At 66.1% G+C, this 16,489-nt stretch carries 11 protein-coding genes; 7 read left to right on the forward strand and 4 right to left on the reverse strand.

Translation table 11 applies throughout. The features are described from left to right. Nucleotides 1–48 precede the first annotated feature (48 nt). Together nosZ and ACSQ3O_RS06100 are read right to left on the reverse strand one after the other, a co-directional pair. Nucleotides 49–1,974, reverse strand: a complete 1,926-nt coding sequence (gene nosZ, locus ACSQ3O_RS06095) for a TAT-dependent nitrous-oxide reductase (RefSeq protein WP_436138214.1) — start codon at nt 1,972–1,974, stop codon at nt 49–51. A gap of 24 nt (nt 1,975–1,998) precedes the next feature. Beyond that, nucleotides 1,999–2,361, reverse strand: a complete 363-nt coding sequence (locus ACSQ3O_RS06100) for a DUF2946 family protein (RefSeq protein WP_298449827.1) — start codon at nt 2,359–2,361, stop codon at nt 1,999–2,001. A gap of 184 nt (nt 2,362–2,545) precedes the next feature. Here ACSQ3O_RS06100 and ACSQ3O_RS06105 point away from each other — a divergent pair, with 184 nt between their 5' ends. Both ACSQ3O_RS06105 and ACSQ3O_RS06110 read left to right on the forward strand, forming a co-directional pair. Beyond that, on the forward strand, nt 2,546–2,968 hold the full coding sequence (locus ACSQ3O_RS06105; RefSeq protein WP_298449825.1) for a c-type cytochrome: 423 nt from the start codon (nt 2,546–2,548) through the stop codon (nt 2,966–2,968). Nucleotides 2,969–2,979: 11 nt separating this feature from the next. Further along, nucleotides 2,980–4,029: an FAD:protein FMN transferase gene (locus tag ACSQ3O_RS06110; protein ID WP_436138215.1), complete on the forward strand. Its 1,050-nt coding sequence runs from the start codon at nt 2,980–2,982 to the stop codon at nt 4,027–4,029. A gap of 11 nt (nt 4,030–4,040) precedes the next feature. Here ACSQ3O_RS06110 and ACSQ3O_RS06115 read toward each other — a convergent pair whose 3' ends face one another. Beyond that, nucleotides 4,041–4,883, reverse strand: coding sequence for a symmetrical bis(5'-nucleosyl)-tetraphosphatase (locus ACSQ3O_RS06115; protein ID WP_436138216.1), 843 nt, complete (start codon nt 4,881–4,883; stop codon nt 4,041–4,043). A 357-nt stretch (nt 4,884–5,240) separates the two neighbouring features. Here ACSQ3O_RS06115 and ACSQ3O_RS06120 point away from each other — a divergent pair, with 357 nt between their 5' ends. Then, on the forward strand, nt 5,241–5,543 hold the full coding sequence (locus ACSQ3O_RS06120; protein WP_137746592.1) for an H-NS histone family protein: 303 nt from the start codon (nt 5,241–5,243) through the stop codon (nt 5,541–5,543). A gap of 160 nt (nt 5,544–5,703) precedes the next feature. Here ACSQ3O_RS06120 and ACSQ3O_RS06125 read toward each other — a convergent pair whose 3' ends face one another. Further along, nucleotides 5,704–6,579 (reverse strand): helix-turn-helix domain-containing protein, encoded by an 876-nt coding sequence (locus tag ACSQ3O_RS06125; protein WP_436138217.1) that lies wholly within the window; start codon nt 6,577–6,579, stop codon nt 5,704–5,706. Nucleotides 6,580–6,702: 123 nt separating this feature from the next. Between ACSQ3O_RS06125 and ACSQ3O_RS06130 the strand changes: the two genes are divergently transcribed. The 4 genes from ACSQ3O_RS06130 (at nt 6,703) to ACSQ3O_RS06145 (ending at nt 16,386) form a co-directional block, all read left to right on the forward strand. Beyond that, nucleotides 6,703–7,110, forward strand: a complete 408-nt coding sequence (locus tag ACSQ3O_RS06130; RefSeq protein ID WP_436138218.1) for a hypothetical protein — start codon at nt 6,703–6,705, stop codon at nt 7,108–7,110. A gap of 194 nt (nt 7,111–7,304) precedes the next feature. Continuing rightward, nucleotides 7,305–10,247: an aconitate hydratase gene (locus ACSQ3O_RS06135; protein WP_436138219.1), complete on the forward strand. Its 2,943-nt coding sequence runs from the start codon at nt 7,305–7,307 to the stop codon at nt 10,245–10,247. 299 nt (nt 10,248–10,546) lie between these two features. Beyond that, the gene (locus ACSQ3O_RS06140; RefSeq protein WP_436138220.1) at nt 10,547–13,876 is read left to right on the forward strand and encodes a sensor domain-containing protein; all 3,330 of its coding nucleotides are present in this window, start codon (nt 10,547–10,549) and stop codon (nt 13,874–13,876) included. After that, nucleotides 13,873–16,386 carry an EAL domain-containing protein gene (locus ACSQ3O_RS06145; protein ID WP_137745356.1) on the forward strand — a complete coding sequence of 838 codons (2,514 nt, stop codon included), beginning with the start codon at nt 13,873–13,875 and terminating at the stop codon, nt 16,384–16,386. Before ACSQ3O_RS06140 ends, ACSQ3O_RS06145 begins: the two co-directional genes overlap by 4 nt. The last annotated feature ends 103 nt before the right edge of the window (nt 16,387–16,489 follow it).

Consider the following 16,489-nt stretch of genomic DNA (forward strand, 5'->3'; position numbering starts at 1 on the left):
TCGAGAGAAGGGGTGAAGGCGCGCAGCGCCTCAGGGGGATGCTCCGAATCAAGCCTCCACAATCATCCGCGTGCGCATTTCCAGGTGGAGTGCATGGCAGAAGTGCGTGCAGTAGCACCAGAACACGCCGGGCTTGTCGGCCACGAAGCTCACCGACTTGGTCTCCAGCGGGTTCACGATGAAGTTCACGTTGTAGTTCGGGATGGCGAAGCCGTGCGTCAGGTCCTCGATCTTGTCCAGATTGGTCAGGATCAGCGTGACCTCGTCGCCCTTCTTGAGCTTGAACTCGCGCAGGCTGAAGGCTGGGGCTTGCGAGGTCATCTTCACCGTGACCTTCTTGCCGTTTCGGAACACGCCGGATTCCTTCGGGTCCTTCACGGCCAGCGGGAATTCGTCGAGCGTGTAGACCTGCTTGGGCTTGACCAGGTCGCGCTTGAAGATGATGAAGTCATGGGGCTCGCCGCGCACGGGGTGGTCGGCCAGCAGCACCATCTTCTCGCCCGAGATGTCGATGAGCTGCTCGTTCTCGGGGTGCAGCGGGCCCACGGGCAGGAAGCGGTCCTTGGAGAACTTGCAACCCACGGCCAGGAACTTGCCGTCGGCGGCCTTGGTCTCGGACTGCGAGGCGTTCAAGTGGCCAGGCTGGTATTGCACGTCCAGGCGGTCCACCACGTACTTGGCGGTCTTGTCGCCCGCGTGGAACTTGATGGCGGCCTCCACGTTCCACTTCACGACCTGGCTGTCCAGGAACAGGGTGGTGTAGGCGTTGCCACGGCCGTCAAACGCAGTGTGCAGTGGGCCCAGGCCCAGTTCCACTTCGGCCACGATGGCGGAGTCCAGCTTTTCAAGCTTGCCCTCGAAGTAGTCGAGCACCTTGGCCAGTTCGATCACGGTGCCAGTGGGCGAGAGCTTGCCCGCGCAGATGAAGTACTTGCCATCGGGGCTGGCGTTGACGCCGTGGGGGTTCTTGGGCACCGACACGTAGGCCGTCAGGGCGGTCTTTGGGTCCTTGTTGGCTTCGTGCGTGCCGTCCACCACGGGCACCTTGCTGGTGCCGATGGTCTTGAACTTGCCAGCCTTCACTGCGGCTTCGATGCGGGCCACGTTGAAGAACAGGCAGGCGTCGCGTTCGGCGGACATCATGTCTTCGTACTTCGCGCCCATCTCGGTGTTGTACTGGTTGGTGGCGGCCAGCTTGCCGTCGTAGGACGTGGCCACCAGGTCGCAGTTGCCGTCGATCAGCACCTGCCAGCGCACTTCCATGGTTTCTGCATCGACGCAGCTGAACATGGAGCGGTATTTGCTGGCGTCTTCGGTGCCCGTGTTGGGCATGGGGATGGCGAACTCACCGCCGCAGAACACGCGCGTGGTGTAGTTGATGGCCGGGTCCACCGGATCGGCCTTGTCCGGGAAGATGCCGTGAAAGCCTTGCACGTTGGGCAGCTTGGTGATCTTGTCGCACACGAAGTAGTCGAGGCGGATGCGGGCGACGCGGCTGTTGATCTTGTCGTTGATCCAGGCGTAGCGGCCGTCGTAGTTGCCGTCCTTGTACGAGGCGTGGGTGTGGTGGGTGTCTGCCACCGTGTATTCGAGGTGACCGTCGGCCTTGGTGCCCATCACGGCCTTGGACTCATTGGTGATGCCCCAGCCCACCAGGGCGTCGGGTACGAAGCAAGGGATGCGGGTGATTTCGCGGCCGGAGGGCAGGCCCAGCACGCGCATGTCGCCCGTGTGGCCGCCGCTCCAGAGGCCGTAGTAGGTGTCCAGCTCGCCGGGCTTGAGGTGCACGCTGGCGCCTGCGCTGGCATGGCCGCCCGCAGGGGCTGCGGGGGCTGGAGCTGCGGGCGTAGCAGCGCCGGGCTTTTCGGTGCAGGCGGCGACGCCTGCGGTCAATCCCACCAGCGCAGCGGTGTTGATGAAACTGCGTCGGCCCATGCCGGCGGTGGGGTGGGAGGTTTCTTTTCTGTCGTTCATGGTTGGTTCCTCTAGGGGATGGGCTCAGTTGAAAAGCGGGGGCGCACGCGCAGGGGGGCTTCGCGCCGCGCCACGCTGTGCGAAAAGGGGTGTGTGAAAGCGGGGCTCGTATGCCGGTGCTTGCGCCGTGGGCTGTGCTGCGTCTGGGGATGAGGGCGGTGTGTCGGCCGCCAGGCACAGGGGGCAGTCCAGGGTGGATGCATGCGGCGCTGCGAGGCCATCGGGGGCCTGAACGACCAGGCGTTTGCCACCGGTGCCTGCACCCGAGCAGACCAGCTCCATGCGGGGAGGCGACACCAGCGGGGCGGCCATCGCCACCCCCAGTGCCAACACAAACCACGCCAATACCCACAGGCGCAGGGTTTGCAGGGTGTGATGGCTTTGCATGGTCCGAATAATAGATTCACGTAATATGAATCTAATTGATCTGGATCATCCTTTGGCACTGCGCCCTTGTGCTCCAAAGCGCCCTCAGCGCCTACAGTTCTTCCACCTCTCCAGAGGAGGCTCTGCACCATCTGCCAGGCCCTTCTGGATGGCTGTTTCAACCCCCAAGAACAGGATGTATGCGATGCAAAAGAACACCGTGATGGTCGCCGCGGCGATCGTGGCCGCGCTGCTGGCGGGCTGTGGCGACAAGAAGCCGGAGCCCGCTGCGGCTGCGGCACCTGCCGCTGTCAGTGCACCAGCCCCTGCGCCCGCACCAGCGGCTGCACCGGCCCCCGCAGCAGCGGCAGAGAACGAGTTGGGCAAGAGCGTGTTTGGCAAGACCTGCGCCATGTGCCATGCCGCTGGTGTGGCCGGCGCCCCCAAGCCGGGTGACAAGGCCGACTGGGGCCCGCGCATTGCCCAGGGCAAGGACACCTTGTACAAGCACGCCATCGAGGGCTTTACCGGTGCCAAGGGCATGATGCCCGCCAAGGGCGGTGCCGCCAACCTGAGCGATGCCGACGTGAAGGCGGCTGTGGACTACATGGCCGACAAGTCGCTCTGAGCGGAGGCGCCATGCTGCAAGCTTCTTTGCGCCCCCGTGGCCTGTCACGCCGCCGCGTGGCCATGGCGTTGCCCTTGCTGGGCAGCGCACTTTGGCACACAGGGGCGGCAGCGGTGGCCGGGCGGGCAGGGTCCTGCCGCACCACGCGGGTCCTGATGGGCACGCAGGTGGACATGGTGGCCGAGGGCCCTGACGGCCCGCTGCTGCGCCACGCCATGGACCGCGCCTATGCAGAGATGCAGCGGCTGGAGGCCTTGATGAGCCGCTACCAGCCACAGAGCGTGGTCCGCCGCATCCAGCTGGTGGCAGGCATCACGCCCGTGGCCGTGCCGCCCGAAGTCATGGCCGTGCTGCAGAGTGCGCAGCGTGTGTGGGCCCAGAGCGGGGGCGCTTTTGATGTAACCGTGGGCGCCTTCACATCGTGGAACTTCGGTCCGGGCGCGAAGGTGGTGCCGGAGGCCGCCGAGCTGGCGCGGCAGCGGCCGCTGGTGGGCGCGCAGGGCCTGGTGCTCGATAACCAGGCGGGCACCGCCTTTCTGGTTCGCCAGGGCATGGCGCTGGACCTGGGCGGGATTGCCAAGCTCCCGATCCTCGAAGCAGGCATGAAGGTGCTGCGCTCGGAGGGGGTCGAGAACGCCATGCTCAATGGCGGTGGCGATGTGCTGACCCAGGGGCTGTGGCAAGGCAGGCCCTGGCGTGTGGGCCTGCGTGACCCGCGCTCCCCCGAGCGTTTGCTGGGTGTGGTGGCTGTGGCGGGCAGCGGCGTGGTGGCGTCATCGGGCGACTATGAGCGTTTCTTCTTCCATGCAGGCCAGCGCCAGCACCATGTGCTCAACCCGCGCACGGGCCGCCCCACGTCGGGGGTGCATGGCGTGAGCCTGGTGGCGCGCGATGTGGCCGCCGTCAACGGCCTGGGCGCGGCGCTGATGGTGCAGGGCGCGCAGGCGGGCCGGGCGCTGGTGCAGCGTGCACCAGGGTTGGCGGTGCTGGTGGCAGGGCAGGACGGCAGTGTCTGGCAGTCTCCCGCCATGGAGGCGCTGCTGGAGCCGGTGGCGTCCTGACGCTTGGGGGCTCAGCCTGGCCCCTGGGCCTGTTCGCAGTGCACCTGCAGCAGTTCGCGGTCGGCCAGCGTGGCGCCAAAACGCACGGCGCTCAGGCAGCCGCCCCATACGCAGCCGGTGTCCAGCCCCAGCAGATCGCTGCGGTTCAGCCAGCCCAGTGTGGACCAGTGCCCAAAGGCCATCACGGTGCCCGCCGTGCGGCGCCCTGGCACATCGAACCAGGGCATGAGCCCGGGCGGCGCGGCGCTGGCGCTTTCGGTGCTTTCAAAATCCATCACCCCGTCGGCCGAGCAAAAGCGCAGCCGGGTGAGGGCATTCACGATCACGCGCAGCCGGTCTGTGCCGGTGAGGTGGTCGCTCCAGCGGTCGGGTGTGTTTCCATACATGGCCTGCAAGAAGGCGGGCAGCTCGGGGCTGCGCAAGACGGCCTGCACCTCGTCGGCATAGGCCAGCGTGTCGGTTGCCGACCAGGTGGGCAACACACCGGCATGCACCATCAGCAGGGTCTGCCCGGCGTGCGTGTGAGCGCGGGCCAGGGGCTGCTGGCGTACCCAGGCAAGCAGGGCCTCGCGGTCCGGCGCGTCCAGCACCGCGCCCAGCGTGTCGCGCCGCGAAGGCTTGCGGGCCCCTGCGGCGGCGGCCAGCAGGTGCAGGTCGTGGTTGCCCAACAGGCAGCGGATGGCGTCGCCATGGCGCATGCAGCGGCGCAGCAAGGCGGCCGATTCAGGGCCCCGGTTGACCAGGTCGCCCAGCAGGTAAACGGTGTCGCGGCTGGCAGAAAAGCCGATGGTGTCCAGCAGGCGGCCCAAGGCGCTGTCGCAGCCCTGGACATCGCCGATGCAATAAATGGCCATGGTGTGTGGTGGGAGGGAAGGAGCGTGGATTTTCTGCCAAGGCCGCAGGGGATTACACCGGGGCGGCGGTGCAGAGTTAAACCAGCTATTCTTGCACTCCAGCCACCCTTGCCTGGCCGCCGCGGGCCAGTGGTTTGCGCGGGGAGATATTGACTCACGAATGGCGACAGAAGTACCTCTTGGGCCTTGAAAATTGCGCAGATAGGCCCAATGCGGAGCCTTGGTATTGGCCCTGAATGAATATAGGCCTGTGTTATTTGTGGTTTTCTCGGAGAAAATTTGCCGGCCGGGCTTCCGCGACCGGGATTATTCCTATAATCGAGTCGTCACCAACCTCACACCTTTTATCCAGACACCATGACCAGCTACAAAGAACTTTTGAAGCAGCGTGAAGCCCTTGAGCAACAAATCAGCGAAGCACGGCGCCGCGAGTTGTCGGATGCTGTGTCCCAGGTTCGTGCACTGGTCGCTGAATATGGTTTGACCGCTCAGGACGTGTTCCCTGCTGGCAAGGCCGCAGGCAAGACCGGCCGCAGTTCGACAGCTGGCTCCAAGGTGGCCCCCAAGTACCGTGACCCCGCTACCGGCCAGACCTGGACCGGCCGTGGCAAGGCACCCCGCTGGATTCAAAACGAGAACCGCGAGAAGTTCGCCATTTGATGGGGGACCGCCGCCACAACCGAAAAGCCCGCTGAAGCGGGCTTTTTTATTGGCTGCGCGAAGAATGGGGCGTAAAGGATTAAAGGACTAACGGGGCTTCGGTAGGCCCCTTTGCCATCTGCCGTGGTGGGCTGGTGTGAGCCCGGCGGGTTTGTGGGGCTCAACCTTGGGTATTTTGCTGCTGCGCCAGTTCACGCAATGCCTGGGCGGTGAATTCATCGGCTGGAAAGAACGACTCCACGGCCAACTCCTGCAATGTCACATCGACCGGTGTGCCGAATATCGTGGTGGTGCTGATAAGCGACAGCATGCCGTGCACACTCTCGAAACAAAACGGCATGACCACGCCCAGCATTTCACCGGCCAAAACCAGCGGCGTGGTTTCTTCGGGGGCGGGGTATTCCAGCAGCTCGGCCTGCAAAGCGATCAGGGTGGGGTCGGCCGTGGCCTGGATTTGCTGGCGCAGGCGCTCGAACAAATGCGCGCGCCATTGCGCCAGGTTGGCAATGCGGGGCGCCAGGCCCTGGGGGTGCAGGCTCAGGCGGAACACATTGATGGGCGGTGCCAGCAGTTCGGGACTGACGTGCGCAGACAGCAGGGCCAGTGCTGCGCGGTTGGTGGCCACCACGTTCCAGCAGCGGTCGAGCGCAATGGCAGGGCAGGGCTCGTGGCCCTTGAGCACCAGCTCCACCGCCTGGCGGGCGGCGGCCAGTGCGGGGTCATCCAGCGCGCGTTCGCGGTACATGGGCGCATAGCCCGCCGCCACCAGCAGCGCGTTGCGCTCGCGCAGCGGGATGGCCAGGCGCTCGCACAGGCGCAGCACCATGTCGCGGCTGGGGTTGGTGCGGCCGGTTTCCATGAAGCTCACATGGCGGGTGGAGATGTCGGCCTCGTCCGCCAGCTCCAGCTGGCTCAGGTGGCGCTGCTGGCGCCAGGTGCGCAGGTGGTCTCCGAACGACGCGGGCCCGGCCGGTGCCGGGCGGTGGGGCAGGGCGGGGCGCGGATTGCGGTGCGAGGGGGCGGATGCGGAGGTCATGGGCCACATCCTAGGTTCAAACAGTCCACTGGCCATTACCTGCCATGTCATCGACGGTGTGCGCGATGCCGGGAACGATGCTGGCCTGTTCTTCGTTTTCTTCAACCCGCCTAGGAGCCTTTCATGTTCAATCTGATGCCTTCCCCCCGATTCCTGCGTGCCGTGGTCTGGTTCGATGCCTCCACGGGGGTCTTGCTGGGTGCCCTGCACCTGCTGCTCACGGCGCCGCTGGCCGAATGGCTCGGCCTGCCTGCGGGGCTGTTGCAGGTGACCGGCGTGATGCTGCTAGGGTACGCCGCACTGGCGATAGCGATTGCCCGGTCCGAGCCCATGCCCCGGGGCTGGTTGTGGGTGCTGATTGCGGGCAACCTGGCCTGGGCGGCGGCCAGCCTGGTGCTGCTGCTGGGTTCCACGCTCACGCCCACCCTGCTGGGCCAGGCGTATCTGCTGGTGCATGTGGTGTCGGTGGCGTTGCTGGCCGAGCTGCAGTGGTGGGGCGTGCGCCGCCTGCGTGTGTGGGCCGTCGCATGATGCTGTTCTTGCTATACAAAACATAGCTAACTTTGCTTTCCTATCAGGCGCAAGCGGCTATTTTTGTTTGATAGATACCGCCCGCCCAGGGGCGGGGGCCAGCCGCTCAGCCCCGTGGGGCGGTAAGGCCCCACGATTGCACCGCCATACAGGACTGCCAGAATAGGTCGTGTTGCCTTTCACAGGAGTCCGCCATGGCCGTCTCGCGCAAGTCGTCGCCCCAGCCCACCCGCCACGCGTTTGCCAACACCCTCAAGAGCTTCAAGACAGCGTCTGGCAAGGAGGGACAGTTCTACTCCCTGCCCGCGCTGGCCAGGAAGTTTCCCGAAATCAAGCGCTTGCCCGTCTCGATCCGCATCGTGCTCGAATCGGTGCTGCGCAACTGCGATGGCCGCAAGGTGACGCCTGAGCATGTGGCGCAACTGGCCCGCTGGGTGCCGAACGCCGAGCGCAAGGACGAGATTCCCTTCGTTGTCTCTCGCGTAGTCCTGCAGGACTTCACCGGCGTGCCGCTGCTGGCCGACCTGGCCGCCATGCGCAGCGTGGCCGCCAAGCTGGGCAAGAACCCCAAGAAGATCGAACCCCTGGTGCCGGTGGACCTGGTGGTGGACCACTCCATCATGATCGACCACTACGGCAAGAAGAATTCGCTCGACCTGAACATGAAGCTTGAATTCCAGCGCAACCGCGAGCGCTACGAGTTCATGAAGTGGGGCATGCAGGCCTTTGACACCTTTGGCGTGGTGCCACCGGGCTTTGGCATCGTGCACCAGGTCAACCTCGAATACCTGGCGCGTGGCGTGCACAAGCGCAAAGATGGCGTCTACTACCCCGACACCCTGGTGGGCACCGACAGCCACACCACCATGATCAATGGCATCGGCGTGGTGGGCTGGGGCGTGGGCGGCATCGAGGCCGAGGCCGCCATGCTGGGTCAGCCCGTGTACTTCCTCACCCCCGATGTGGTGGGCTTCGAGATGACCGGGCGGCTGCGCGAGGGTGTGACGGCCACCGACCTCGTGCTCACGGTGACCGAGCTGCTGCGCAAACACAAGGTGGTGGGCAAGTTTGTGGAGTTCTTTGGCGAAGGCACGCGCACCCTGGCGCTGCCCGACCGCGCCACCATCGGCAACATGGCGCCCGAGTACGGCGCGACCATGGGCTTCTTCCCGGTCGATGAAAAGACCATCGACTACTTCCAGGGCACGGGCCGCACCAAGGCGGAGATCGAAGCCTTCGAGGCCTACTTCAAGGCCCAGGGCCTGTTCGGCGTGCCGCTGGCGGGCGAGGTGGACTACTCGCAGGTCGTGACGCTCGACCTGGGCAGCGTCACCCCCAGCCTGGCGGGCCCCAAGCGCCCGCAGGACCGCATCGAGCTGGGCCAAGTCAGCCGCCAGTTTGCCGACCTGTTCAGCAAGCCCAATGCGCAAAACGGCTTCAACCGCCCGGCCGAGCTGTTGCACACGCGCTTCCACATCCACCGCGCTGCAGAAGTGGTGGCCGATGTGGCACCCGACGGCAAGCCCACGCCCGCCGGTGCGCCGCGCTCGGTGGTGGAGATGGAGGCCAACAAACCCGCCCGGGCCACGGCCCATGCCGAAGCCCGCAGCGCCACGCTGCCCGCCAAGGGGGCAGACCCCACCGTGGGCAATGGTGACGTGCTCATTGCCGCCATCACCAGCTGCACCAACACCAGCAACCCCAGCGTGCTGCTGGCGGCGGGCCTCCTGGCCAAGAAGGCGGTGGAGGCGGGGCTCAAGGTGCAGCCGCACATCAAGACCTCGCTGGCCCCCGGCTCACGCATCGTGACCGAGTACCTCACCGAAACCGGCCTGCTGCCCTACCTGGAAAAGCTGGGTTTTTCGATTGCGGGCTATGGCTGCACCACCTGCATCGGCAATGCGGGCGACCTCACGCCCGAGCTGAATGAGGCCATCACTGGCAACGACCTGGTGTGCGCGGCCGTGCTCTCGGGCAACCGCAACTTCGAGGCGCGCATCCACCCCAACCTCAAGGCCAATTTTCTGGCCAGCCCGCCGCTGGTGGTGGCCTACGCGATTGCGGGCACGGTGCTCAAGGACCTGATGACCGAGCCGGTGGGTAAAGGCAAGGGGGGCAAAGACATCTACCTGGGCGATATCTGGCCCACCAGCGACGAGGTGCATGCGCTGCTCAAGTACGCCATGAAGGGCAAGGCCTTCCGCGAGAACTACGCCAAGGTGGCCGCCGACCCCGGCAAGCTGTGGGAGAAGATCAAGGGTGTGAGTGGCACGGCCTACACCTGGCCCGCCAGCACCTATATTGCCGAGCCACCGTTTTTTGCTAATTTTGCTCTCGAAAAAGGAGCTGAAAAGGCAAGTGGGACGGGCGGAGAAGGCCAAAAAAATGCCCAACTTCCGTCGGTGCTGGGCGCGCGCGTCATGGCGCTGTTCGGCGACTCCATCACCACCGACCATATCTCGCCCGCAGGCTCCATCAAGGAGAGTTCGCCCGCAGGCCAGTGGCTACTGCAGCATGGCGTGCAAAAGGCCGACTTCAACAGCTACGGCGCGCGGCGCGGCAACCACGACGTGATGGTGCGCGGCACCTTTGCCAACGTGCGCATCAAGAACCTGATGATTCCGCCCACAGCCGACGGCTCGCGCGAAGAGGGCGGGGTCACGGTGTTTCAGAACGAGGGCGCGTTGCAGGGCGAGAAGATGTTCATCTTCGACGCTGCTATGCAGTACATGGCCCAGGGCACGCCCACCGTGATTTTTGCGGGTGAGGAGTACGGCACCGGCTCCAGCCGCGACTGGGCGGCCAAGGGCACGCAGCTCTTGGGCATCAAGGCCGTGGTGGCGCGCAGCTTCGAGCGCATCCACCGTTCCAACCTGGTGGGCATGGGGGTGCTGCCGCTGCAGTTCAAGGCGGGCGACTCGTGGGAGACACTGGGCCTGGTGGGCAACGAAGTCATCGACGTGGTGCCCGACGCCGCGCTCACCCCCCAGAGCGACGCCCGGCTGGTCATCCGCCGTGCCGATGGCAGCCTGCGGGAGGTGGTGGTCACGCTGCGCATCGACACCCCCATCGAGGTGGACTACTACCGCGCCGGGGGCATCCTGCCATTTGTGCTGCGGCAGCTGCTGGGCACCTGACAGGGGCGTTGCAACTACGGGGCCTCGGCCCCGTTTTTATTGGGCGGCGTCCTAAGAGCGGCTAACAAAAAAACTCCTCTGGCGTCGTTGCCGCATCTTGTCTTACTGCTGGTACTGCCTGCGACGCGGCGCTTAGCCAGAACCCAGAACCGCTTCGCTGAGTTTTGTGAGCCGCTATAAGGTTCGCAGGGGGCGCAACCGGTGGAGCGGTCTGGTTATTTCCTTACGCATAGATACACTTGAGCCGTCCCCCCGAAAACACGCACCGCCCCTCTGCCGCCCGTCCATCCTTCACGCCCATGCCCCCCCCCAACCGCCCCTTGACCACGCGCGCGTACCTGTCGGACGCGCCCGCTGTCACGGTGGTGCTGGTGGTGGTCGTGCTGGCCCTGGTGATATTGCCGCTGGTGCAGTTGCTGGGGGACGGCGCGGGGGCTCAGCATGGGCTGGAGCCGCTGCTGGAGATGGCGGCTGTGCTGCTGGGGCTGCTGGTGGTATCGGTGTCGCTGCACGCGCTCGAAGCGCACGAACAGGCGCGGGCCAATGTGCTGGTGGTGGGCGTGGGGGTGGCGGCAGCCTGCAACTTTCTGCATGGCGTGCTGGTGCATTCCGGCCCGGTGCACATGCCCGTGGGCAGTGCCTACATCTCCCTGTGGCTCAGCAGCTGGGCTCGCATTGCCGAGGTGGCCACCCTGGGGCTCACGGCCACGCGGCTGGCAGCGCCGGGGCCCCCCCGGGCCTGGCTGGCGGTTTCGGGCGGCGTCACGCTGGTGGTGGTGGGATCGGCCATGGGTCCCCTGCCGGGCTGGTTTGCGCAGGCTGCTGGTGGCGTGCTGCGGCAGGTGCTGGCGGCCGTGCTGGCATTGGCGCTGGTGGTGATTGCCGTGGTGCTGTACCGCCGCGCCAGCCGCGATGCGGACAGCCAGCCGCGCGATCGCCTGTTTGCCTGGGCGGCCATGGCATTTGTGTGCGGCGAACTCACGGTGGGGGCCCTGGGCGGGCACTCGCCCATCGGGGGGCCGCTGGCCCATGGCTTGCGGGTGATGGCCTACGCGCTGCTGTACCAGGCGGTGTTCGACGCCGGCATCCGCCAGCCCTTTGCCCGCATCCAGACGGCCGAGAGCCGCTTGCGCGAGAGCGAAAGCCGCCTGTCGCTGCTGGGGCGCAACCTGCCCCACAGCGTGTTGTTCCAGGTGGTGCGCGAACTCGACGGCCGCGTGCACTTTGTGCACATGGGAGACGCCATCGAACGGCTCAATGGGGTGCGCGTGCAAGAGGTGCTGGCCGACCCCGGCGTGCTGTACCGCCAGATCCTGGAGGAGGACATCGGCCGCCTGCGCGAGGCAGAGCGGCATTCCTTTTTGTCCATGACCAGCCTGGAGGCGGTTTTTCGTTTGCGCCGCACCGATGGGCAGGTGCGCTGGATGCACCTGAATTCCTCGCCTCGGCGGCTGGATGATGGCCGCGTGTTGTGGGACGGGGTGCAGACCGACATCACGGCGCACCACCTGGCCGAAGAGGCTGCGCGCGCCAAGGATGCGCTCATGGCCAACATGCTGCGCCTGGTTCCGGGCGGGGTGGCCCGGCTCGACCGCGACCTGCGCGTGCTGTATGTCAACGAGCAGCAGGCGCGCTGGCTCTACAAGACCCCGCAGGACCTGCAGGGACGACTGCTGCAGGACGTGATCCCGGCCGAGGTGTTTGTGCGCATGCAGCCCCACCTCGACAAGGCTTTTGCGGGCGAGACCGTGGTGTTTGAAAACCGCATCGAAGGCCCCGACGGCATGCAGTACCGCCACACCACCCTCGCGCCCGAGGCCGTTACCGAGCAAGGTGCATCGGCCGTGGTGGTTTTCGCCTACGACCTCACGGCGCTCAAACGCATCGAGCAGGAACTGGCGCACCAGAAGGCGCACCTGGCGCGTGTGGTCAACGCCATGCCGGACATGGTGTTCCTCAAGGATGCCGAGGGCGTGTACCTGTCGGTCAACCCCGTGTTCGAGCGTTTTTCGGGTCGGCCCGAGCGCGATGTGGTGGGCCGCAACGACTACGACCTGACCAACCCGGCCGAGGCCGAGCGCTTTCGCAAGTACGACCAGCGCGCCATGCAGGCCTGGCAGCCACTGGTGTACGAAGAAACGCTCACCTTTGCCGAAGACGGCTACCAGGGCCAGTTCGAGACCATCAAGACACCCATCCGCGACCTGCACGGCCGCGTGACCGGCGTGCTGGGCGTGTGCCGCGACATCACCGACCGCAAACGTGCCGAACAAGAAATCGAGCGCCTGGCCTTCTACGACGCCCTCACGGGCCTGCCCAACCGCCGCCTGCTGCTCGATCGCCTGCAACGCTCCATCGCTGCCTGCCAGCGCACCCGCAATCTCGGCGCCCTGCTGTTCATCGACCTGGACAACTTCAAGGACTTGAACGACACCCTGGGCCACGACATGGGCGACCAGCTTTTGTCGCAAGTGGCCGCCCGCCTGGTGGGCAGCGTGCGCGAAGCCGACACCGTGGCCCGCTTTGGCGGCGACGAATTCGTCGTCATGCTCGAAGCCCTGGCCCCCGACCTGCAAAACGCCGCCACCCAGGCAGAAACCGTCGCAGAAAAACTCCTGGCCAGCCTGAACCAGCCCTTCGAGCTGGACGGCGCCCAGCACTACAGCACCCCCAGCATCGGCATCACCCTCTTTGGCGACGAACGCCTGGGCGTGGACGAACTGCTCAAACGCGCCGACCTGGCCATGTACCAGGCCAAAGCCGCAGGCCGCAACACCCAACGCTTCTTCGACCCCGACATGCAGGCGGCCGTCAACGCCCGCTCCAACCTCGAAGCCGACCTGCGCCAGGGTCTGGCCCGGGGCGAATTGCTCGTGCACTACCAGCCCGTGGTAGACCACCACGCCCGCCTCATGGGTGCAGAAGCCCTGGTGCGCTGGCGCCACCCCCAGCGCGGCATGATCAGCCCCGGCGACTTCATCCCCCTGGCAGAACAGACCGGCCTCATCCTCCCCCTGGGCCAATACGTACTCCGAACCGCCTGCGAACAACTGCAGCGCTGGAGCCAGCACGACAATACCGCCCACCTGTCCATCTCGGTGAACGTCAGCGCGCGCCAGTTCCGGCAACCCGGCTTCGTGGCCGAAGTACTGCAAACCCTCAAGGCCCACAACGCCGACCCCCGCAAACTCAAACTCGAACTCACCGAAAGCCTGCTCTTGGGAGACATCGAAGACACCATCGCCCGCATGGTGCAGCTCAAAAGCGAAGGCGTGGGCTTTGCGCTCGATGACTTCGGCACCGGCTACTCCAGCCTGAGCTACCTCAAGCGTTTGCCACTGGACCAGGTGAAGATCGACCAGAGCTTCGTGCGGGACGTGCTGGCGGACCCGAACGACGCGGCGATTGTGCGGACCATCCTGGCGCTGGCCAAGAGCCTGGACCTGGAGGTGGTGGCGGAGGGGGTGGAGACGACGGGGCAGCTGGGCTTTCTGAGGCTGCACGGGTGTGAGGGGTTCCAGGGGTATTTGTTTGGGCGGCCGACACCCATGGACATTTTTTTGCGTGAACAGCAGCTGGGCTTCATGTCGCAACCCTTGGTGGCGGTGCCGGAAGGGCCCAAGCCATGACGAATGTGGGGGTCCTGTGGGTGGACATCGACACGCAGCACGCGGCGGCGGCGCGGCGGCTGATGGCCGAGCGCTACCCCGACTGGCGTGTAGTGAACAGCCCCACCCCCGAGACCGCCATGGCGCCGCTGGCTTCGCAGGCCTGGGACGCCGTGGTGATGTGCCTGCGCCCCTCGGACCAGGAGCTGCCCGGGCTGCTGGAGCTGTGCGCGGGCCGCCCGGTGCTGATGTGCATCGACGCCACCCAGGAGGCGCTGGCTGCGCGGGCTTTCCGCTGCGGGCTGGGCGACTATGTGCTGCGCGAACCCGACGATGTGTCGCACCTGAGCGAGCTGCTCAACCGCCTGGTGGCGCTGATGCAGAACGCCCGGGGCCAGGGCCAGCCCGTGCGCATGGTGGATGCCCGCATCTGGCAAGAGGCGCTGACCATGCTGCAGGAGCAGCGCACCGCCCTGCAGGCCACCCTGGCCAGCATGAGCCAGGGCATCTTCAAGACGGGGCCCGATGGCCGCATCACCGTCTACAACCAGCGGGTGCTGGAGCTGCTGAACCTGCCCGAATCGCTGATGGCCACACGCCCCACGCTGGCCGACCTGACCCGGGTACAGGCCGAACGCGGCGACTTTGGCCAGGGTTACAGCCTGGTGGACCGGCGCGGGCACGACTATGTGGCCCAGGGTGCCGTGGCGACCGCACCGGCGCTGTACTGGCGCACCACGCGCGACGGCCGCACGTTCGAGGTGCGCACCACCACGCTGGCCGATGGCAGCCTGGTGCGCACCTTCGCCGATGTGAGCGACTACGTGCGGGTAGAAAACGAGCTGCGCGAGAGCGAGGCACGCTTCCGGTCGCTGAGCGACCTGTCGTCCGACTGGTACTGGGAACACGACGCCGAAGGCCGCTTTGTGCAGCTGGCGGGTGACCTGAGCGTGAACGGCATCCCGTTGTCGAGCGTGATGGGCCGCACGCGCTGGGAGATTGGTGCCCTCAACATGACCGAGGCCGACTGGGCCGCGCACCGTGCCGTGCTGGCGGCGCACCAGCCGTTTCGTGACCTGGAGCTGCAGCGCCAGCGGTTGGACGGCAGCATGCACTGGATATCGGTCAGTGGCGTGCCGGTGTTCGATGCCAACGGTGCCCTGCGCGGCTACCGGGGCGTGGGCCGCGACATCACCGAGCGCAAGCAGGTCGAGAGCCAGATCGAGCGCCTGGCGTTCTATGACTCCCTGACAGGCCTGCCCAACCGCCGCCTGCTGGTGGACCGGCTGCAGCACGCCACGCTGGCCGTGGCGCGTTCGGACAGCCAGGGCGCCTTGCTGTTCATCGATCTGGACAACTTTAAGGACCTGAATGACACCCTGGGCCACGACACTGGCGACCAATTGCTGCTGCAGGTGGCGCAGCGCCTGAAGGCCTGCGTGCGCGAGTCCGACACGGTGGCCCGTTTTGGCGGGGACGAGTTTGTGGTGCTGGTGGAAGGCCTCAGCCCCGATGCCGACCATGCCAGTGCCGAGGCTGCGCTGGTGGCCAGCCACATTGCCACCACGCTGGGCAAGCCCTATGTGTTGGGAGAAGCCAGCCACCACAGCTCGCCCAGCATCGGCATTGCACTGTTTGGCCAGCAGACCCTGAGCGTGGACGAACTGCTCAAGCACGCCGATCTGGCCATGTACCAGGCCAAGGCCGCAGGCCGCAACACCCAGCGTTTTTTCGACCCCGACATGCAGGCCGCCGTGAGCAACCGCTCGGCCCTGGAGGCCGACCTGCGCCGGGGCCTGCAGGAAAAGGAGCTGGTGCTGTACTACCAGCCTGTGGTGGACGGCAAGGGCCGCCTGCAGGGCGCCGAAGCCCTGGTGCGCTGGCGGCACCCGCGCCGGGGCATGGTGTCGCCCGCCGAATTCATCCCGCTGGCCGAACAGACCGGGCTCATCCTGCCGCTGGGCCAGTGGGTGATGGAGGCTGCCTGCGCCCAGCTGGTGGCCTGGTCGCGCAGCTCGCTCACGCGCCAGTTCTTCCTGTCGGTGAACGTGAGCGTGCGGCAGTTCCGCCAGCCTGATTTTGTCGAGCAGGTGCTGGGGGCGCTGGATGCCACAGGCGCCAACCCCGAGCGCCTCAAGCTCGAACTGACCGAGAGCCTGCTGATGGCCGATGTCGAAGACATCATTGCGCGCATGGAGCACCTGCGCCGCTATGGCGTGGGGTTCTCGCTCGACGACTTTGGCACCGGCTACTCGTCGCTGAGCTACCTCAAGCGCCTGCCGCTCGACCAGCTCAAGATCGACCAGAGTTTTGTGCGCGACCTGCAGACCGACCCCAACGACGCCGCCATCGTGCGCACCATCCTGGCCCTGGCCGACAGCCTGGACCTGGCGGTGGTGGCCGAGGGAGTGGAGACCACGGGCCAGCTCGAATTTCTGCAGCGCTACGGCTGCAAGGCCTTCCAGGGCTACCTGTTTGGCCGCCCCATGCCACCCGAGGTGCTGGAGCGGGCGTTGCGGCCTGCGTTATGACAAAAGCCGCCCCCCTCTTGGGCGTGACAATCAGTGCATGACATTTGACCTCCACGCTTCCCACTTCGTGTGGTCGCTGCCCCCCGAGGGGGCAGTTTTTCAT

The sequence above is a fragment of the Acidovorax sp. LjRoot74 genome (genome assembly GCF_964254355.1).
Taxonomy (GTDB): domain Bacteria; phylum Pseudomonadota; class Gammaproteobacteria; order Burkholderiales; family Burkholderiaceae_C; genus Acidovorax.